At 54.7% G+C, this 20,764-nt stretch carries 15 protein-coding genes and 1 pseudogene; 13 read left to right on the plus strand and 3 right to left on the minus strand.

Annotated elements, in window-relative coordinates:
* The first annotated feature begins 29 nt into the window (after window positions 1-29).
* The 4 genes and pseudogenes from C0039_RS18515 to C0039_RS18530 all read left to right on the plus strand — a co-directional run bounded on the left by C0039_RS18515 (window position 30) and on the right by C0039_RS18530 (window position 4,587).
* Window positions 30-845, plus strand: coding sequence for an enoyl-CoA hydratase (locus C0039_RS18515; RefSeq protein ID WP_101518923.1), 816 nt, complete (start codon window positions 30-32; stop codon window positions 843-845).
* Between the two features lie 5 nt (window positions 846-850).
* Window positions 851-1,276: a CoA-binding protein gene (locus tag C0039_RS18520; RefSeq protein WP_076000183.1), complete on the plus strand. Its 426-nt coding sequence runs from the start codon at window positions 851-853 to the stop codon at window positions 1,274-1,276.
* A gap of 10 nt (window positions 1,277-1,286) precedes the next feature.
* On the plus strand, window positions 1,287-2,996 hold the full coding sequence (gene paaN / locus C0039_RS18525) for a phenylacetic acid degradation protein PaaN (RefSeq protein ID WP_076000184.1): 1,710 nt from the start codon (window positions 1,287-1,289) through the stop codon (window positions 2,994-2,996).
* A 211-nt stretch (window positions 2,997-3,207) separates the two neighbouring features.
* Window positions 3,208-4,587 (plus strand): annotated as a pseudogene (locus C0039_RS18530) (carotenoid oxygenase family protein).
* A 134-nt stretch (window positions 4,588-4,721) separates the two neighbouring features.
* Here the strand turns inward: C0039_RS18530 and C0039_RS18535 are convergent.
* The 3 genes from C0039_RS18535 to C0039_RS18545 form a co-directional block, all read right to left on the minus strand.
* Window positions 4,722-5,696, minus strand: coding sequence for a winged helix-turn-helix transcriptional regulator (locus tag C0039_RS18535; protein WP_243391662.1), 975 nt, complete (start codon window positions 5,694-5,696; stop codon window positions 4,722-4,724).
* Window positions 5,697-5,911: 215 nt separating this feature from the next.
* Window positions 5,912-7,093 (minus strand): formate-dependent phosphoribosylglycinamide formyltransferase, encoded by a 1,182-nt coding sequence (gene purT / locus C0039_RS18540; RefSeq protein WP_076002256.1) that lies wholly within the window; start codon window positions 7,091-7,093, stop codon window positions 5,912-5,914.
* Window positions 7,094-7,180: 87 nt separating this feature from the next.
* Window positions 7,181-8,425 (minus strand): NADH:flavin oxidoreductase, encoded by a 1,245-nt coding sequence (locus C0039_RS18545; RefSeq protein WP_101518924.1) that lies wholly within the window; start codon window positions 8,423-8,425, stop codon window positions 7,181-7,183.
* A 5-nt stretch (window positions 8,426-8,430) separates the two neighbouring features.
* Between C0039_RS18545 and C0039_RS18550 the strand changes: the two genes are divergently transcribed.
* From C0039_RS18550 to C0039_RS18590, 9 genes are all read left to right on the plus strand, one after another.
* Window positions 8,431-8,667 carry a hypothetical protein gene (locus C0039_RS18550; protein ID WP_101518925.1) on the plus strand — a complete coding sequence of 79 codons (237 nt, stop codon included), beginning with the start codon at window positions 8,431-8,433 and terminating at the stop codon, window positions 8,665-8,667.
* A 141-nt stretch (window positions 8,668-8,808) separates the two neighbouring features.
* Window positions 8,809-9,519, plus strand: coding sequence for a hypothetical protein (locus C0039_RS18555; RefSeq protein ID WP_101518926.1), 711 nt, complete (start codon window positions 8,809-8,811; stop codon window positions 9,517-9,519).
* 41 nt (window positions 9,520-9,560) lie between these two features.
* Window positions 9,561-9,755, plus strand: a complete 195-nt coding sequence (locus tag C0039_RS18560) for a hypothetical protein (protein ID WP_101518927.1) — start codon at window positions 9,561-9,563, stop codon at window positions 9,753-9,755.
* Between the two features lie 301 nt (window positions 9,756-10,056).
* Window positions 10,057-11,925, plus strand: coding sequence for a sensor histidine kinase (locus tag C0039_RS18565; RefSeq protein WP_133126048.1), 1,869 nt, complete (start codon window positions 10,057-10,059; stop codon window positions 11,923-11,925).
* Window positions 11,918-12,580, plus strand: coding sequence for a response regulator (locus tag C0039_RS18570; protein WP_101518929.1), 663 nt, complete (start codon window positions 11,918-11,920; stop codon window positions 12,578-12,580). Before C0039_RS18565 ends, C0039_RS18570 begins: the two co-directional genes overlap by 8 nt.
* A 264-nt stretch (window positions 12,581-12,844) precedes the next feature.
* Window positions 12,845-14,074, plus strand: coding sequence for a hypothetical protein (locus C0039_RS18575; protein WP_101518930.1), 1,230 nt, complete (start codon window positions 12,845-12,847; stop codon window positions 14,072-14,074).
* 15 nt (window positions 14,075-14,089) lie between these two features.
* The gene (locus C0039_RS18580; protein WP_101518931.1) at window positions 14,090-15,079 is read left to right on the plus strand and encodes a CsgG/HfaB family protein; all 990 of its coding nucleotides are present in this window, start codon (window positions 14,090-14,092) and stop codon (window positions 15,077-15,079) included.
* Between the two features lie 446 nt (window positions 15,080-15,525).
* The gene (locus C0039_RS18585; protein WP_101518932.1) at window positions 15,526-16,416 is read left to right on the plus strand and encodes a hypothetical protein; all 891 of its coding nucleotides are present in this window, start codon (window positions 15,526-15,528) and stop codon (window positions 16,414-16,416) included.
* A gap of 99 nt (window positions 16,417-16,515) precedes the next feature.
* Window positions 16,516-20,733, plus strand: coding sequence for a hypothetical protein (locus tag C0039_RS18590; protein WP_133126049.1), 4,218 nt, complete (start codon window positions 16,516-16,518; stop codon window positions 20,731-20,733).
* Window positions 20,734-20,764 lie beyond the last annotated feature (31 nt).

The following is a 20,764-nucleotide window of genomic DNA, read 5'->3' on the forward strand; positions in this document are numbered from 1 at the left end:
CAACAAGTTAATGAACGAGGCCGGTGACAATGACTGACCAGCAGACAAGCACAGAGCCCTATCTTTTAGCAACGCTAAGCAAAAACGTATTGTCGCTGACCTTGAACCGGCCCCGCCAGCGTAACCCCCTGTCCAGCCATATGATCGCAGCATTGAAAGCCGCTATTGAGGCTGCGAACGAGAATCCCCAGGTGCGGGTAGTCGTAATCAAGGGTTCAGGACCGGTGTTCAGCGCTGGCCACGACTTACGGGAAATGAGTCACAAGGAAGATGAGTCGAGGGAGGATCACGAGGCGCGAGTACGGCAAGTGCTGCTGGATTGTTCGCGGATGATGCTGGCGATCCTTCATTCCCCTAAAGCGATAATAGCCAGCGTCCATGCCACGGCAACGGCTGCAGGATGCCAACTGGTATCGGCTTGTGACCTGGCCATCAGTAGCGAAGACGCGATGTTTTGCACGCCGGGGGTCAATATCGGTACCTTCTGCACCACACCGCTGGTGGGAGTAGGGCGCAATATTCATCGCAAGCACGCCATGGAACTCGCATTGACCGGAGATCTCTTTTCCGCCGAGGACGCCATGCGCTTCGGGCTCGTCAATCGTGTTGTGCCGGCGGCTGAGTTAGAAGAGCAGACCCTGGCCCTGGCGGAGAAGATAGCCTCCCGGTCTGCGCAGGGTATTCGTGCGGGCAAGGCGGCGTTCTACCGACAGATTGATATGCCGATTGAACAGGCTTTTGAGTACGCCAACGAATCCATGCTTGAAGCGCTGCTTTCGCCCGATGCGTCGGAAGGCACTCGTGCGTTTCTTGAAAAGCGGGCCCCTCATTGGGGCGAGGCCTGACCGTTATGCCTCTCACCAGCGACAGTGACCTGGCCCGAATTCTCCGCAGTACTGCCAGCATCGCTCTGCTCGGCGCCAGTGCGAAAACCACTCGTCCCAGCTACGAAGTGATGACGTTCTTATTGGAGCAGGGCTACGATGTGTACCCGGTCAATCCGGGGCTGGCGGGGCAGACCCTGCAGGGCAGAATGGTCTATGCCAGTCTGGCAGATTTGCCACTGACCGTTGATATGGTCGATGTTTTCCGCAATGCGCAATATCTGTCATCTGTTGTCGATGAGGCTATTGAGGCAGGCGTTGGTGTATTGTGGACTCAGTTGGGCGTAGTGGACAACGCCGCGGCAGCCAAAGCAGAGGCTGCTGGCCTGGAGGTGGTAATGGACCGCTGTCCGGTTATTGAATTGCCTAGACTGCAGGTCCAGGGCGAATAAGGTAACGAGCATGAGTGAAGATCAAAAACGAGCCGACCTGGTCGCGAAGCACGCGGCGACACTTGAGCAGGCCATTGATGCGGTTCACACGCGCAAGAGCTGGAGTCCGTACAAGGATTCCCCGTCGACAAAAATACACGGACCAGATAAACCCGGCGCGGGGAAAGCGGCCTTCGAAGCGCGGCTGAACAGGCCTTTTGAAATTGAGTTGCCTGGCATGGTTGAGTGGTCCGGTGAGGAGGTTTCGCCCTTTACGCAGGAGCCTTTGGGTATAACCTATCCCTTGTGTGACCCTGAACGGGTTATTGAAGCGGCAAAAACAAGCATGCCAGCCTGGGCGAAAGCGGCGCCTGATGTGAGAATAGCCCTGTGTATGGAAATGGCCGACAGGCTTTACGAAAGAAATTTCGAGATGGCGCATTCAGTGATGCACGTTGCGGGGCAGAGCTATACACAATCCTTCAGTGGCTCAGGTCCCAACGCGCTGGATCGCGGCATTGAAGCGCTCGCCTATGCGGCTATTGCCATGGCTAATGTCGCTCCAACGGCAGAGTATCACCGTAAATTCGGTGCCGATCAGGTAGCACTTGAGAAAACGTATACGCTGGTACCGCGCGGTGTCGGTCTGGTTATCTGCTGCGCATCCTTCCCCACCTGGAATGCTTACCCTGCAATGTTCGCCAGCCTGGCGGCAGGTAACCCGGTGGTCGTGAAACCGCACCCCATAGCCATTTTGCCGATGGCGATTGTCGTGGAGACCTGTCGCGCAACTCTGGCTGAGTTCGGCTTTGATCCCAACCTCGTCACGCTGGCGGCAGATACCCTGGCTGAACCGGTTGCAGGTAGGTACGTTGATCACCCCGACGTACAGATTATCGACTTCACCGGCAGCCCTCGCTACGGCAGTTACCTTGAAAGCACGGTTACCGGAAAGCTGCTCTATACGGAGACCGCAGGTGTAAACAGCGTAGTCGTTGAGTCGGTCGATAACCTGGCTGAATCGATGCGGGCAATTGCGCGTGCGTCGAGCCTGTTCTCCGCGCAGATGTGCACCAGCCCACAAGTTGTCTATGTGCCAGGAGAGGGCATCAACACCGCCGATGGCCATGTAAGTTTTGACGAGGTAGCCGCGGCCATTGTTAGTGAGATAGACGCTATCGTAGAGAGCCCGAAAGTGGCAGCCGGTATTATGGGGGCCATTCAGGGGCAGGTCAGCCTGGATGTTGTTGCCGAGGCAGCAGCTGCGGCTGAAGACCAGGGGCTGGCTATTCTGAGACAGTCTGCTCCTTATGATCACCCGGACTTTCCCAATGCGCGTACGTGCACCCCGCTGGTGATTGCGGCTCGCTCTGAGCACAAGGAAATGTATGCTGACGAAAGGTTCGGCCCCGTTTTATTTATCGTTGCAGCAGAGAGTGGCGACGCCGCAGCCGCTGAAGCTACCGAGCTGGCGAGAACTCGCGGAACGATTTCCTGTTATATGTATTCTATAGATGAGGCCTTCATTGATCGCTGGGTAGATGTCTACGCACAGGTGGGTGCTAACCTGACCATTAACCTCACGGGTGCCATGTGGATCAACTTTGCAGCCGCCTACAGCGATTACCACGTGACCGGGCTCAACCCTGCCGGAAACGCCTGTTTGGCAGACCTTTCTTTTGTGGCGTCACGCTTTCGTATAGCGCAACGGCGCCGGCCCATTTTGCAGGGTGCGGCATAGTGGGCAGACCCCTGTAACTCGCCCGAGAGAGTTCCTTTAGTCACCGCTTGATATTACCAGTCGGTTTGTAGTTAAATAACTTGCGTAAACATACTATAAATTTGTGGGAAGCCAGTTTCCACCGGAGGAAATGATGAGTAATGCCCTAGTTGAAAGTGACGCGCCTTTTGGTCTCAATCACGGGCCCCATTTAACGGGTTCATATGCCCCCATGTCGGATGAACTGGTGTTGACGGATCTTCCCGTAGAAGGCGAGATTCCCAGCGACCTGAATGGTGTTTACCTGCGCAACGGCCCGAACCCCCGCTTCGAACCCAAAGGGTCTTACCATATTTTTGACGGTGACGGGATGTTGCACGCGGGCCAGTTCCGCAATGGGGAATTTACCTACCGGAACAAGTATGTCCAGACCGCTGATGCCATGAAAAACCTGGATGCAGGAGAGGAGTTGTTCTGGGGCGTAAGGAACTCGGTTAAAGACAGCAAAGACCAACCGATGGCCGATGTGTCCAACACCGACGTTATCGGCCACGGCGGCAAAGCGTTGACCAGTTGGTACCTCGCTGGTATCCCGCACATTATTGATCCAATCACCCTTGAAACAGTCAGGGCCGCGCCTGAATACGTCAGTGGATTCGGCAACGCCATGTCGGCGCATTTCAAGGTGGACGAAGATACTGGCGACCTGATGTATTTTGATTACTACACGCAGAAACCCCATATGAGCTACGGTGTGGTGAATGCGCAAGGTAAGCTAGTCCATCATGTGCCCATTGAGTTGCCTGGTGATCGCTTGATGCACGACATGGGCATCACGCGAAACTACTCTATTCTTCATGATGTCCCGGTCTATCACGATGAGGCTGCATTGGAAGCCGGACGGCACAAGATAGTGTTTAACGCATCATTGAAAACACGGTTTGGCGTCATTCCGCGATTTGGTGATTCTGAGAGCATCAAGTGGTTCGATTTCTCACCCTGCTTCCTTTATCACGTTATAAATTGTTGGGAAGAGGGCGACGAGGTTATCCAGATTGCCTGCCGCTATATGCCGGCAAAGAAAGCCGATGGCAGCATTGACGAGGAGCGCACTGCAAAAATGATTGGCAACCTGGTGATGGACGCGAGGTTGTGGCGATACAGCATGAATATGAAGACAGGTGAGGCAAAGGAACAATGCCTGAACCCGGATTTTAACGTTGAGTTTCCAAGCTATAACAGTGCCCTGACCGGAAGTTATACCAAATGGGGCTATTTCGTCGATCATCATCCTGAGGATTTCCGCTGGGTGGGTGTGCGCAAGATGAATCTCGATACAGGAGAGAGCGTGGGTGACTGATCGGATGACGCGGAGCATTGTTTGTACAGCGAACCCTGGTTTGCCCCTGCAGATAATCCGACCGCTGAAGACCATGGCTACCTGGTGGTATTTTGTTGGAATGAAAAAACGGAGGTTCAGGAGCTACAGGTATTTGACGCGCAAAAAATCGGTGACGGCCCGGTAGCGCGTGTCAAATTACCGCACCGTGTTCCGTTGGGTTTCCACGCTTGCTGGATGAAGCCAAACCAGATAGATGGCTGGGAAAACTAGGTTTCCGCTTAACTAGCGCAAAAGTAGCGCAAAGTTACTGGAGCGATACGGCCTTCTTTGAAAGCCCGCTTTTCGTCAAGTAAGAGTAGTCGTCAACCTGGTGGTAGGTGTCGCCGCAGACATACGGGGCGGGTCTATGCAGATCCGCTTTTCCCGTTATTATCACCGCGGCTATTGCTTATCTTCAGCTCAAAGCTTGTGTCTGTCACGAGTATCTCCTTGTTACATGCAGAGCACGCCATCTCAATCTTCAGCGGCTTTCCACATAGATTGTGAGTCAGTAATAGTGGAGGGCCTTCAGGCGCTGGGCGCCATTTGTCGCCCCATTCAAGCAGGGTAAGAAGAATTGGATATATGCCAATGCCTTTTTCCGTCAGTTTATACTCAATGCGCCGCGAGTCTCCAGGCACATCTACAGTGTAGAGGACCCGTTCCTGACAGAGTTCAGAGAGGCGGTCCGACAGAATATTAGTAGCCATACCCGTGTCTTCCAGTATCTCCTGGAACTGATTGATACCGCTAAACAGTGATCTGAGAATCAGGGTTGCCCAGCGATCGCCGACAATGCGTATTACTTCGTCCAGCAGCTTGGTGTTGCTACCCGACTCAGCGGTCTGTCGACGCCGGCGGCTATAGGTGGCCTCCATCTGGCCTACACCTGGTCCCACTTTCCAGCTGACATCACGCGGACTGATCTCTGCTCGGCATGACTTACAGACTGGGAGCGGTTCGGTCGCGGCTCTGCATGGGGTGTGCGTCAGCTTTACTTCCAGCGCGTTTGGCTTCTGGCTCCATTTGCGCTCCCAGTGAAGCATTGCCAGCGCCATGGGGAACAGGTCCAGAAACTGCTCAGTGCCTTTGTATTCGAAACGCCTGGGCTTCTCGCTATAGGCAACTTTAACCAGGCAGTCGTTTCTTATCAGCCGTTTGAGCCTGTCACTGACCACTGTTTTCAGAAGCCCGGTTTGACGGCAGAACTCATCGAACCGTCGGGCCCCAAACCAGTAGCTCTCCATGATCAGCAGGGTAGGCGTATCTCCCACAACCTCCAGAGACCGCCATATCGAGCAGGTGCGAATCAGCTTTACCTTGTCTGGGGCTTTGTTCACTTTCGTTGGACCCTGGTGGCGAAATTCAAGACCCTGTATCAAGATCGACCCTGGTCTCTTTCTCCAAAGAAGTCTATCTCAAAGTCCCTGCAATGTCCTGAGTGACACCGTGCTAAGCCGTCACGCCCTGCAAACTGCCGAAGAATACCGTCAACGTATCCGCGACGCCTTGCTGGTGAGCTAACACCGCAATGTAATTCGCTAACGGGGGCGTACTAAAGCTTGGTGGCGACGGTCGATGCAACAAGGCGTGCTTTGGCCCGTGCGTGCTCAACGTCACTACCACGCGCCAGGGCCACACCCATTCTTCTACGGCCAGCGACTCCCGGCTTGCCGAATAAACGTAACTGTGTTCCCGGCTCGGCCAATGCCGCATCCAGGTTCTCAAAACTGACGGTTTCGGATTCGCCTTCCACAAGAATGACGGCAGACGCTGAAGGGCCGTGCTGTGCTATGTCGGGAATCGGCAGACCGAGAATTGCCCGGGCATGAAGTGAAAACTGTGGCAGGTCCTGTGAGATCATTGTGACCATGCCGGTATCATGCGGGCGCGGCGACACTTCGCTGAATAATGCATTGTCACCCTTGATAAAGAGCTCGACGCCAAATATGCCCCTGCCGCCCAGGGCATCTGTGATTCTGCCGGCGACGTCCTGCGCGCGCCCCAGCGCCAGTTCGCTCATTGCCTGCGGTTGCCAGGACTCCCGATAATCGCCATCAACCTGGATATGACCTATCGGTTGGCAGTAGCTGGTGCCATCACGGTGCCGAACGGTCAGCAGAGTGATTTCGTAATCGAAGTCGACAAACCCTTCCACGATGATGCGCCCTTCACCTGTGCGGCCGCCTTCCTGCGAGTACTGCCAGGCATGCTCTATATCGTCGCTTTTCTGTATCGTGCTTTGGCCCTTTCCGGAAGAGCTCATCACGGGTTTGACGACGCACGGAATGCCGATCTCCTCTACGGCCGTGAGAAATTCCTCATAGGTGTCAGCAAACCTGTAGGGCGAGGTGGCAATTTTCAATTCTTCGGCGGCCAGTCGACGAATTCCCTCGCGATCCATCGTCAGCTGCGCAGCCCGTGCGGTGGGGATTACGGTAAAACCCTCCTGCTCCAGCTTGATCAGCTCTCCCGTGGCGATCGCTTCGATCTCCGGCACAATGAGGTGGGGTTGTTCGCGCTCTACGAGAGCACGCAGGGCACTACCATCAAGCATATCCCGCGTATAACTGCGGTCCGCTACCTGCATAGCGGGTGCATTGGCGTAACGATCTACGGCAATAACTTCAACGCCGTAGCGCTGCAGCTCTATCACTACCTCCTTGCCGAGCTCGCCAGCACCCAGCAGCATTACTCGCAATGCCGTAGATGAGAAAGGTGTTCCAATTGTTGTCATTGTTTGAGCCTCAAAGAGAAGAACCTTGATGAAGGTACCTATAGCACCGCCCATCGCACGGGGCAATACACCGGCTGGGCTGTGTGGCTATTCTGTGGAAACAGCTGACGCAAATATGCGGTTGGGCTCCAGGTCGTTTGGCGGGTTCAATACACAGCGCGTGCCTGCCGGATGGTAGATATAGGCAACGCAGCCATTGCAGTTGTCGCAGCCGGACTCAACTAACTCGCCACTGCGAAACTTGTTGACCAGTGCCGGGTCGTGTAACAGTGCGCGGGCTATAACCACACATTCAAAACCCTCGGCGATGGCTTGCTCTGCGTTGGCGAGTGACTTCACGCCACCCAGATACGCGAGTGGTAACTCCACGGCCGCACGAATTTTGCGTGAGTACTCCAGGAAATACATTTCCCTGAACTTTATATCAGGCTCCGTCGAGGCAACCCCCTTCATCATGAAGGCGACAAGCCAGTCGCCCTGCTGCTTCAGGATTTTGACAATCTCTGCACGATTCATGCGGCTGCCGAACATAAACCAGGTCGACTCCACGTTGCGACCACCGCTGAGTACCAGCATGTCAGCTCCGGCGGCCTGCAGGGCTTGCGCGGTGATCACCCCGTCCTCCACCTGTGCGCCTCTGCTTACACCATCAGCGACGTTGATCTTGGCCAGTACTGCGGTGGTATCGCCCACGGCCTGTTTTACAGCGGCCAGCACCCGGGCAGGAAAGCGCACGCGGTTTTCCGCGCTGCCGCCGTATTCGTCCTGCCGTCGGTTGTTCAGGGGTGAAATAAACTGGTTGAGCAGATAGCCGTGCCCCATATGCAGTTCTACCGCGTCAAAGCCCGCATCCCTGGCTAGTTCCGCGGCGCTCACAAACTCGCCAATCACGCGCTCCATGTCTGCTTCAGTCATCGCCCGCTGCAGGAAATTGCCCTTCAGTGCGCCGGCTGGGTTGAACCCTGAACAAGCGCTGATGGTGCGGCCTTTCACTTTCATACCGGTGACGAATGAGCCCCCGTGGGTGATCTGTGCGGAGATTGCAGCGCCCTCGGCGTGCACGGCGGCAGTGAGCGCTTTCAGGTCAGGCAGAATGTCTGCACGCATCCAGATCTGGTTGGGCAGCGTGCGCCCTTCCGGCGCGACCGCCATGTAGGCTACGGTGGTCATGCCCACGCCGCCTTTGGCGAGATCTGTGTGGTGTTTAAGCAGTGATTTAGTAGGCCTGCCATCGATGCACATGGCCTCGTTGGCTCCGGACTTGATGAAGCGGTTGCGCAGCGTCAGCGGGCCAATCGTAACCGGCTCAAAAGGTGAATTGGTGGCGGTCATGATGAATGTACTCAAGGGTTATCGAAAAGGACGCCTGGGTCGCCCATGAACAGCGAGCACTGGGCTTCTCCACGCACAATGCGCGAACCCTCCGGGCAGTGCTGCCAGTGGCCAGTATATTCGCCATGGGCATTGAAAAACAGATGTGCCGAGTCTTCCTTGCCCTGGTGGCGCGCCTGAGCGAACGTCCGACAATCTGGCTGGCAATACTGTATAGTGTTGAGGTTATCGAGACCACTTAAGGTTGCGATCCCCGCCGCTAGTCTGTAACCCGTCGAGACTACGTTACAACATTGCGCAACAGCCGCAGAGAAGCGACTGCGAAACAATCGAGAATGTATATCTCATTGTCACGATCGAATCGTGCGCTGGAGCTAAGAACCATGTCTATTCCCGTTCGAGTATGCGCAAGCCTGCTCTCTGTTATCCTTTTTGCTGTTGGTCCTATGGCCCAATCCGAGGCGGTAAACACCCAGATTTCAAGTTCAGGTGTTCCCGAGAATGCCTCCGCCAGACGCTACGGCAGCGACTGGGACTGTGACCCTGGATACCGCGAAGATAACGATACCTGCCAGGCGATCATTGTTCCTGAGAACGCTTATCCGACCAATGCAAACTATGGCTCAGGGTGGGCTTGTAAGCGCGGCTTTCTTACCGTCGGACTTGACTGTGTGGCGATAGAGCTGCCGGCCAATTCCTACATGCTCAGTGGCTCTTATTCACCCGGTTGGCGGTGTGAGCGCGGTTACACGCCTGTGGCCGACAAATGCGTAGCACTTAAAGTACCCAAGAACGGTTATCTCAATGATAGTGCTTCCCGTCCGAGCTGGAGCTGCGAGCGTGGCTATCGAAAGATTGATGACGACTGTGTCCAGATACAGGTGCCAGAACGCGGTTACCTGTCTGATCGCGGTTATGGCAGAGGTTGGAACTGCAATCGGGGTTACAGGGCGGAAGGAGAGCAATGCGTGCTGGTAACTATCCCGGAGAACGCCTATCTGAGTGATGCCGGTGATCGCTGGGAGTGTGCAAATGAGTTTTCCCGGCGCGGCGATATCTGCGTACTGCGCGCAGCATCTTCAGTAAACAAGTAACGAATGAACAGCCTGAAATTAATCAGGAAAGGAGTCATACCTTGATCAAGAATACTGCACTGACCGATGAAGAGAAGGTACTGATGGCACAGTACAATATTGAGGCTGAAACAAGGACGATATTCTATTCGGAGGGGTATAAGTACGACAAGCTGAAGGATGCACTGCGTTACGCCAGGTCCTCCATTGAGCGCAGACAAGCCGATGCAAGCGCGCAGGAGGCCACACCAACTTGAACCGGCGCCTCACACCGGTTGCCCGTAGTAGAGTAGATAGGGCTTTCCTTCCCCATCGGGTTTTCCTTGTGAGTCCGATATCGGCTCCCTGAGCGCGGCAGTTTGTATCCACCGTTTGAGGCAGTAAAATGAGATCGGAAGCCCTGTTTACCCGGCCCCATGTGTAAAGTCGCCTGAAGCCTTGATATGCCTCAAGCACCGAACATTTCAATGACCGGGAGTAATCTAAAAAGTTATTGGGGTGTGGCAAGAGCGGTTAGAATGGGTGCTTTATGGCGTACCAGAGCAGGATCGCAACAGTGTGAGAAATGGCCTTCCGCATGCAGTGAGTGTAGTGACGTTAATGGCGGTCGCTGTTTTTGTTTCGATCGCTGTCAGTATTGTCGCTCAAAATGGGTTGGAAAGCGGTATGGAGCGCCCATTTTATACTCTCGAGGATTTCGGAAAAGAGCTATCGATCGCGCAGGTTCAATCCCGTAAGTCAGCGGGGGAGTTTGTTCTGGTCACGGATACTCGGATAAAGGCCAAAGAATCGGGCTCAGCACTCTGGTTGAACTTCGCCCTGCCAGCAGCCGATGACGAGCAGCAAACCCGAGTACTGGTGATAGGTCCTGGCTATCTGGACGAGGCGACGCTTTATCGCGGTACAGAGAGCGGCCCGGCGGAATTCGATCCGATGCTATCCGGCGATGCCATACCCTTTACCCAAAAACCCTATCCTCATCGTCTACATGTTTTTCCCCTGTCGTCTGACGCTGGTGAATATTACTTGCGTGCAACTTCCGAAGGCATACTTAGAATAAATTGGGAGATAAAGGCCGAGTCTTCATTCAGGCTCGAAGATAAACAACAGGCCGTCGGGTACGCGATCCTGTTTGGCTTCCTCGTGTGTATGATGCTCTATAATCTGGGTATCTACATCAGTACCGGAGACAGTGCTTATATCTATTATGTGTCGTATCACTTTTGCGCGGCCATGTTGATTTTTTCACTTAGTGGTTACACTAGTCAGCTACTCTGGCCTGGCTATGCAAACACCACCAACACCAGCGTTCCCCTGGCACTCACCGGGATGAGCCTGAGTGGGCTACTCTTCGTATATTCATTTTTGGAGTTTGGGCGCTTATTGCCCAGCCACGCAAAAATTGTTCGAGGCATCTTCCTGCTCGTCTGTCTACTCGCGATTCCCGGCTTACTGCTGCCCTATAGCGAGGGCATGTCCTATACTTATTCGGGTTGCCTGATTGTACTTGCGGTTATCGGATATGCCGTGTTCGTGGCATTGAAGGAGGATAGTGCGGCCGCACGCTTGATGACGATTACATTCTTTAGCACCATATTGCCGGGTTCACTTGGCGCGCTTGGCTATGAGCTCGGCCTGCTGCCAGAAAATTTTTTCTTCGTTCACCTTTTTGAAATTACGACGGCGGCAGAGACCCTGTTGCTTTCATTGTTCCTGTCATATCGCATTACACTGGCTGAAACTGAAATGAAGCAGGCGCAGGAGAAAAATGCGGCACTGCAGGCCACGTTCACCCAGCGGGTACTTGCCAGGCAGGAGGAGGACCGCAATCATATTGCCAGGGAGTTACACGACTCGGTAGGACAGTCTCTTTCGCTCCTGCACATTCATTTGTGTTCCAGTGGTCGGGCAGCAGCAGATGAATCGACTTCATTGTTGAGTGATGAGCAAGCGCTGGTGTTACTCAAGCAGACCATTACCGATGTGCGCCAGTTGTCACACAGCCTGCATCCCAGTCACCTCGACCGTATTAGTCTCATCAGTGCTATTGGTGAGTTTACCAGACAGCTACGTGGCGACGGTTTACCCGTGTTCAAAATGCTTATGGAAGTAGAAGAGACGGAGATTCCAGAGAAAAAGAAAATCCATCTTTATCGTATAGTGCAGGAGGCCGTACACAATGTTATCAGTCACGCCGATGCCTCCTATTGTCACCTGTCGCTGCAACATGTCAGCCAGGGTATACAATTGTCGATAAGGGACAATGGACGCGGCTTCAGCAACCGTGATCGGGAGAACTGGGGGCTGGGGCTGACATCAATGACTGATCGAGCAAACGCCATTAACGCAACATTGGAGATTGATACGCAGCCGGGGGAAGGCACCAGAATTTCCGTCCGTTTCCGTGTGGAATCAGACCATGACTAAAGCCACAGTACTGATAGCCGATGACCATCCGATATTCCGTCAGGGCGTACGCCATCTGATAGAACAGTACGAGGGAATGTCAGTAGTCGCAGAGGCGAACGATGGCTTGTCAGCTATCAGGCTTATTAGTTTTCACCAACCTGATATCGTTGTCGTAGATTTGTTTATGCCCAATATTGATGGTCTCGGTGTGGTGCAGTGGATGAGAGAAAACTGCAGCAGTTCTTTAGCTATTGTCTTGACCATGTTGACAGACGAGGCACTTATTGACCGGGCTATTTCTCTGGGTGCAAAGGGGTATTTGTTCAAGGAGGATGCCTATGATCAGTTGCACAATTGCTTGCAAGCGGTAAGCGCGGGAAAGGTATACATTAGCCCGTCTCTCGCCTCACCTGCGGTGCTGCAGTCGCCAATAGATAGTGAAATTGTCTCCCGACTTGAATCGCTTACCCCTACACAACGCGTATTGTTGCAGCTGTTGGGTGAGTTCAAGACCAGCAGGGAGATCGCTGAAATCATGCATATCAGCCACCGGACTGTGCAAAACCACAGGCTGAATATCTGCTCAGCTCTCGACGTGCAAGGCTCGGGAAAGCTTCTTGAGTTCGCGGTTCGCCACGAAGCGGAAATAAAGCACCTGGCAGCGGAGAAGTAGCGGGCAATTTCCACCCATCGGGCACTTCCAGGCCCGGGATAAACACCTTTCTTTCTAAAACCTTATAGATCATCCCGCCCCTTGTGAGATTGTCACAGGCATTCGAGTAGTTCTGCTCTTTTGCAATTCATTCGCCGCTTGTACGGTAAAGGTCGTCGTTGCTTACTCATATGATTTGCGTAACTCGCACCCGGTTGAGTTCGAATCACTACTCCGTGAGAGAAGCAAGGCACAGACATACAAATAGAATCCAAGGAGCTACGCATGGAATTCAACAGAGCATTTTCCGTGGTGCGGTCAATACCGCTGTTAGTGGTACTAAGTGCAGTGTGTTCAACGCAAGCTGCCGTTGAAATAGATCACGATGCGATTGAGAAAGCCCGTTCCGGTAAGCGTATCGGTGTCGAGGCTGGTGTGTCAGTTTCCGGCGACGCGGGCGAAAGCCTCAGCCAGGTTCGCACCTACTTTCGTGCTGATAATGATGGACGTTGGCATTTTGTGCCCATGCAGGCATCAGGTGCAGGTTACCAGGGCATTTTGCCCGCGCCAGACATTCATACGGAGTTTGTACGCTACCAACTCCTGGCTATTACCAGTGGCCGTAACCTCGTTAAGTCAGAGATTTACAACATAGAGATAGTCAAGGATGAAGAAGCCCTGGCCCGGCTGAATCAGCAGGCACCTACCGACGTTAAGATCGATGTGTCCGAGTTGCAGGACGCACAGGATATCTACGAAAAGCTGCAGTCCAGTGACCGCATCGAGTCGGCTGATAGACTGAATGTTGCGCAAAACGCCGATGAAGCGACACCCGATTCGAGAGTGGACATTCGGTCAGAGTACAACCCGCTCAGTGACGCGATTCCCGGTTTTAGGGACTACATTAATCTTTCCTATGTTCCGGGTGCCGAAAGCTATGGTGTTACAGCAGGTATTGTTAGTGCGGCGGCTGCAACCGCTGCGACGGCACCTGAAGTGGCATCAACCACGACAGCGGCAGCTGCTGGTGGTGGTGTTTCAACCACTGCCTGGGTTGTGGGTGGACTTGCTGTAGCCGGAGGCGTGGCTGTTGCGAGTGATAGCGGGGGTAGCAGTGGCAGCAGTCGCAGCAGCGGTACCGACACCGGCACCGGCACCGGCACCGGAACTGGTGGTGGTTCCACCCCTCCGCCCGATCCGGGTACCGTAACCAACTTTGATGGACGTTTTACCAGCGCGGGAACGTGTGCCGCCACCGGCAACGCCGCCTTCCGCTGGGTTGTGGACCTCAATCAGACCGATGACCAGGTAACCGGCGTTATTGCTTTCCATAAATGCCCCGGCGAAGGCAGGGCAGAGTACAGCGTCACGGGCACCGCCACCACAGCGAGCTCTGTGCAGCTCAATGGCACGCTCACCAGCAGCCAGGGTCCGATGGCGGCTACAGCGCCCGCCAACCAGACCTTTACTGTGTCAGTTGGTCAGGCCCCCAACCCTAACTTTGCCGCTCCCTGAGAAAGGATTCTCACTATGGCGAGGATAGACAAGGCTGACCCTGGCCTGGCCCTACTCAGGCTACTTCGTGGTGGGGTACTTCTCCTGCTGGTTTCCTTGACGGGCCAGGTCGTTGCTAAAGATGAGCGCGCTGAGGAAGGCCAGCCGCTGACCTACTCCGGACCCAAGCAGGTGGTCGCTGTACTGCCTTTTGAAAACCGGGTTAAGGGTGTCCCGCAGAATTGGAAGCTCGGAGAGGGGTTGTCTGAAATACTCATCACTGAGCTGATCAACTCGGGCCGCTTTCTGCTGGTGGAGAGAGAGTCAATTCAGGCGATTGTCAGAGAGCAGGAACTTGGGATGAGTGGCCTGGTACAACAGGAAACGGCAGTCTCAACCGGCCAGCTCAGTGGCGCCCAGTTTATGATCAAGGGCGCTATCACCGAATTCAATGCGGAGGCCGGCGGTGGTGGCCTTAGCGTTGGTTTTCGCGAAGGCGAGGCGGGCGTGAAGTCGCGAACGGCTTACGTGGGTATTGATGTAAGGATTGTGGATAACCTGACGGGTCAGATTCACTCGTCCTACAACGCCAGCGGTACCGCCAAGTCCCGAGGTGCGAGTGCCGCGGCTTCTATCACCGGCTCCGACGATTTCAAGATAGGCGCCTCAGCTTTCTACAGTACCGCTTTAGGTATCGCGACACGTGAGGCGGTGGAGAAAATCGTGACCTTCATTCTTGAAGAGAGTGCAGACATCCCGTGGCAAGGGGCGATAATTCAGGCCAAGGGCAGCAATGTTTTTGTTAACCGGGGGGAAAGCGCGAACGTCAGGGAGGGTGATGTATTCAAGGTGTTTTCCAAGGGTGAGCCGTTGATTGACCCGGAAACCGGTTTCAATCTCGGCAGCGATGAAGAGTACCTGTGCGACATTACCGTCACCCGCTTGATGCCGAAGTTTTCCAGCGGCAGAAAAGCGGAAGCCTGCCGGGGATTGGAAATAAAGCGTGGGGATCTGGTGAGGTACTAGGATGGAATCGGCTGCGTACAACAATAGGCACGCGCGAAGATGAGACTAGCGGCCTATATATTGCTGGCTTTTCTGTGGCATTGGGTCAGGCCGGCTTCTGCTCAGGAAGGCGGGGCTCTGCAGGAAGTGGCCCCGGGGCCTTCGCAGGAACAAATAGAGAGCGCTTTACAATTGGGCAATCAGTTCCAGGGGATGGCGCCTCGGCAAAACCAGCCGCAACCAGGTTACAGCATCCCGCCCGACTACAGCTACCCGGGAGCCTGCTACGGTCAACAGCTTCCCTTGTGGCCCTACAGCCGGGAAAGCAGATACTGGTGGTGTTACCAATCGGGCTACTTACTGCCACCTGAACCCTATCCGCTGCTTCACAGGTCGTACCCCGTCGCTCCGCCTTTAAGAAGGGGGCATCTGTACGGCCATCAGCCGGGAGCGGGGAGTAAAGTGCAATGAAAAAACATGTAACGATTATAGTTCGCGCCGCCAGCAGTTTCACGGCTTCAGGGTTGCTTGTCCTGCTAGGAGTGTTGGCGGCAGGGTCTATTTCAGCTGAGGGTGTCAGTACCCATGGTAAGCCAACTGTCATGGTTGTTCTGCAGGAAAAGGTCATGGGGGTATTTGGGACAACCGGTTGGGAGGTCCCAACGCAGGCGGAACTGACCGTGATGGACCAGATTCAGCAACAGGGTTTCCCGGTGGTAGACCCGGCTACAGTGCGCAGAAACATCGTGCAGTCCAAAGGACTGAGAATGCTGGAGGCGGATAATGTTGGAGCGGCAGCGGTAGGACTGCAGCATGGCGCTCAGATTTCCATACTGGGGACCGCTATCAGCAAACCCGCCGGTGCGAAACTCTTCGAAACACAAATGCAATCTATTCAGGCTACGGTAACCGCCAGGGTTATTCAGAACGATACAGGGGAAGTTGTCGCCACAGGGTCGGCAACAGCGGCGGTAGCGCACATCGATGAGGTCCGCGGCGGCGCGTTGGCGCTGGAAGAAGCGGCGCAAAAGCTGGCTGCCCAGCTTCTACCGAAAATCATTGCTGCTACCGAGAAGCCGCAGGGGGAATCAAGAATGATTACCCTCAACATCACTGGTTTGAAGTCCTATCGACACCTCGACTACATACTGTATTTCTTTGAAGAAAAAGTGACCGGAATAGCAGAGGTCTATCTAAGGAGCTTCAGTAACAACGTCGCTGAAGTGAGCCTGATGTATGCCGACCAACCTGCGGTATTGGCGCGCATCATAGCAAAGGAATCGTTTCGAGGATTTCGTCTGGAGCCGACTAATGTCACTGAAAATAGAATCGATATCTCAGCCATTGGCAATGATTGATAGTGCGGGCTGCGGTGGCGATATTGCAAGTAAGATTCGTGTGCCGGTTCTCGGCCGCGTAGGCATTATGGGGAGCGCATGACTATGGCTATCTCCGCAATGAAGACGAAACCAGGAATGATGTTTTATCGTAGCCTTGTCGTGCTGTTGAGCATGAGCCTGGTCTATGGTTCTGCGCGGGCGAATGACTTGTGGGGAAGTCTGTCTGAACAAGAGCAGGCTATGGTCAAGGAGCGTACAGTCACTGAGTTGGGCAAGCTGCTGAAAGAAGGGGAGGCCAGTGAGGAACTGGCCTTCGTGGCGAGCAATATTGGCACCTGGGCAACGTACACGGGGCAGATAGTAGGCGGTGAATACGCGGACGCCTCTTCGGCCTTCATAAGCTATGCGCAGGACACACTCTATTCCTCCTTTGAGCAGGAACTCGGCAGTAGAGTCGATAGCATGGGTAGTCCTTCCCTTACCTACTTCTACACACAAGTCGTCAAACATGAATCAGCGGTTAAAGATATTGCTCGCCATGCCTTCAACAATGAGTTGGAGAAAGCCGGAAATGTGGCATGGGAAACCGCGAAGAACGAGGTCGTCACTCAGGTAAACGAGAGAGCGGACCTGGCATTCGATTTTGCCTATAACTGGGTTTTCAATGGCGCCAGAATCGCAGGCATGGCCCCTTCGGATATTTTCCGGGAGGTGATACGTGTTGAAAAAATTCTCATCAAGGAGGGTAGTAATTACCTGAGGAACAGCCAGCAGTATCAGATTATGGAACTGTATAGAGGGTACCTGGTAGAAGCGAATGGAAGTCATGAGGAGGCGTGGGAAAGCATGTGGGCCCATGGTATCCCCGCCAAAGGCTGGAGTGTAAGTCGGCTGGAGGAGGGAACATTAAAATCGGCACTGAAACTCTGCGCCGACAAACCTTACAGCCTGCAAATGTGCATAGAAGAAGTGCAAAACGGAGCGCGTAGAAAGATAGAAAAACAAAAAGAAGACGCAGAGAGGGTCCTGAAGGAGATTGCCGACAAGAAGAACGCCAGAATAAAGGCCGCTTATGCAGAGATGCAGGCCTTGATCATGCAGCAGATTTCTGCTGTCAGCCAGGAGTACAAGGACGCGGTCAGTGCAGCCAACTCGATACTCTCGAAGCTGAAAGCCCAGGCATCAGGTATACCTGCTGATTGCGCTGCCTATAAAGAAAAGATGGCCCTGATAAGCGCGACCAGAGCCAAAGTTGAAGCGGCGAACGAAGCCGCCGCAAAGGTGCATAGATACATCACGCTCACGCAGCAGTGTGAAGTCCTCGCGGAGTCCCCGGATGACCTGGACACCCTTTTGCAGCAGGTTAAGCAGGAAAAGACCGGGTTTGATCAACACCTTGGTGCAGTGGCCGATCAGGCAGATCTGGTTTGCCAGGACACTACCGCCATTGCATCGGCCTATTCCCGGGCGGATGGCAAAAGGCTTCTGCAGCAGGCCGTAACAAAACATCTGGCCCTTGAGTCAAAGATCAAAATCATGCAGGCCAGCGCGCAGCGAATTCGTGATGTGAATACAGATATAAAAGGGGCGGTGAGCGCTCTGACGGAAGAGGTCGCGGCGCTGTCCACATCGCTGGAAAATTATGGGGATGTCGATGGGCTATTGAGTGATATAGACGCGGCGAAAGGCGCCAGAGTGGGTTATGACGCCACGCTTGATGAGCTAAAGGTCATTGTTAACCGATTAATTGCCAGAAAGACCAATATGGAAAATGCCAATCCGCTGCAGTTGGGTCTCGGTGAGCAAATTGCGGATGCCTGGGAAAAGAACGTTGTTGGGATAAAGGGTGGAATAGACAAAGCGGGTAGAACCAGAGTTAGTAAGCTTCTGCTGCAATATAAAGACTTTCCGGAGGTGCGAAAAATAACTCAGGAAATGGAGGCTACATACAGCTTGGCGGCGTGCGCGGACGAAGCCATCAAAGCCAGCGGGGCGGCTTCGGGTTTCGAGGCGCTAAAGTGGACGTCGCCTACCTTTAAACCCGGGCTTGCCGATGAACTGCATGAGGCCAGAGCAGCCTGTGAGAACGTACCCACCAAAAGCACTTTAGAGACCATTGCACATGATTCAGCCTCTGTAGCGGCAGATATGGAGGCAATGGAACTACCCTTCATATACGAGAAAAAGTCGGGGCAGTGTCTGATCTCTGGTGAAGCCGCCTACGAGGCACTCAGTGATCCCTATGATGCCCTGGGGGGGGAGGTGGACCAACTGGAGGCAGAGTGTAAACAGGCCGCAACCAAAGCGGACAATGCATCGCGGTCGGCGGCGAGCGCGGCACAAGCCGCCAGCTCCCTCAATCCGGTCGGCGGCCTGCGCGACAAAGCCAATGCCATGGCTGCGCAAATCAATTCCTGTGCCGAGTTAACCACGATTCGCGGTCGCGTGGCGCAGTACGCTGCAGATGCCACGAATGCGCGTGGGCTTGCGCAAAGTGCTGCGGATCACGGATCTGGCATCGCGTCCACCTGCGCGTCCAAAACTGCCCTTGGTTCGATTGACGGCGATCTGCGCGATATCCGTGCATATCAGCGCGATGCTGTTGTGGCGCTTGGCAAGGCACAGGAGGGCGAAGAGCAATTTGACCGTGTGGTGGAGAGGGCGAAAGAGACGGTCTCTGCTTTGCAGGAGATAGGGACTGAGTTGAGTCGGTTGATGCTTTATCGCTCAGTGGTCAAAGACCATATCAGGAGTGCAACCAAAGGCAGGGAAGCAGCATTGGAGGGGTTCGCCGGCTGTAGCACCAGGCAGACTGCACTGGCGGCTAAAGCCGGTTCCCTGAGAGGCAGCATGGAAGACGATTTACTCAATGAACTGCTGCAAAGGATACAGGCGGTGACTACTCAGCCTGGCAGTCATCTTGATGACATGGTTTTGCATTTGGACGACGCCAAAGCATCTGTGGATCAATGGGATGACGCAAACGCTGAAGTCACTGTGTTGGTCGCTCGCGCCAGCAATGAATGCCTCGGCAAGGAAACGCCGTATACGCATGTCCTGACCGCGATGGATGCCATAGTGTCTATAGACCAACTAACCAGTTCCTTGACCCGGTTGCGAGACAAGTGCGTCGCTTCCCTGGATTCTGCAGGCTCTGGCGGCAGGGACGACTATGCCGGCTATGATCAGGACCCAGGTATTGTCGACCCACGGCGAAGCGGTGGCGGTGGCGGTAGCGTGGTGCCAGGTGGTGGCGACACTCAGCCAACTAACAATCCTGATCAGCAGAATACTACCCAGGGTGGAGCGCCAATCGACGACACCTATCGAGGCAATCCGATCGCAGACCGAGAAAGAGAGCGGGAACGCATTGCCGCGGCAGCGGCTGCCGCTGCCGCGGCGGCTGAGGCGGAGCGTCGTCGGCCAGACGTAGAGCCGAGACGTGAGGACCCCGACGGTTTTGTGCAGACACCAGACCTTGATGACCTGCCTGACCGCGGGGATGAGGGCCGCCGGGAAAGACCGCCTCGAGCACCCGCTGCAACCCGGCCTGATCCAGCGCGGCCGGAACCATCACTTCCCGAGCCGAAGACGCCTGAACCGGCGAAGCCGGAACCTTCACCAGCCGTCCCGGAAACTACCGCACCTGTCCGGCCCGAACAGCCCGTACCTGCGCCAGCTCCTGCGGCCAGTAATCCCAGGTGCGAGCAGATTGCACGAAGCCTGCAAGCCACCTCCAATAGCATTATGGCCAACTACAATCGTTTCATGTCCGCAGCGGCGGCCAAGGACGAGGAAACCGCACGGCTGGTGGGCTGTAGACTGCTGGTCGACTTCGACAAAGTTCTTGGCACCTTTGAACAGCTAAGCCGTGAAAATTGCCCAATCAAAGGCAATACCGAGGAGTTGCGGGCTACTATGCAACGCATGCGCGGTGAGATACAAAGAGAGCTACGCGATGGATGCGGAGCCGCGCCAGCTGCTTCCCCAGCACCTGCTCCAGTTCCTGATCCAGCTCCCGTTTACACCCAGTTTGCTGGCCGCTGGAATTCAAAAGGAAAGTGCCGTGACGCCCCTGACGCACCGTTTCGCTGGGTAGTAAACCTCACCCAGAATGGCAATAGCGTGTCGGGGTCCATCGGGTTTCACAAGTGCCCGGGTGGAGGTCGTGCTTCCTTCAACGTCAGTGGAACGGCCGGTACGGGACCAAAGGTGACGTTGAAAGGATCGCTTTTCAGTAGTCGTGGACCGTTGGCAGATGTGGTGCGGCGCAACCCCAGCCCTACGTTCACTTTGCAAAAGGGTGGTGCGCCTTCGCCCAACTATGCGCCGTGATTGGCAGAGGATGACGTGACCAGTAAACCAG

The organism is Pseudohalioglobus lutimaris, assembly GCF_002866825.1.
GTDB classification, from domain to species: domain Bacteria; phylum Pseudomonadota; class Gammaproteobacteria; order Pseudomonadales; family Halieaceae; genus Halioglobus; species Halioglobus lutimaris.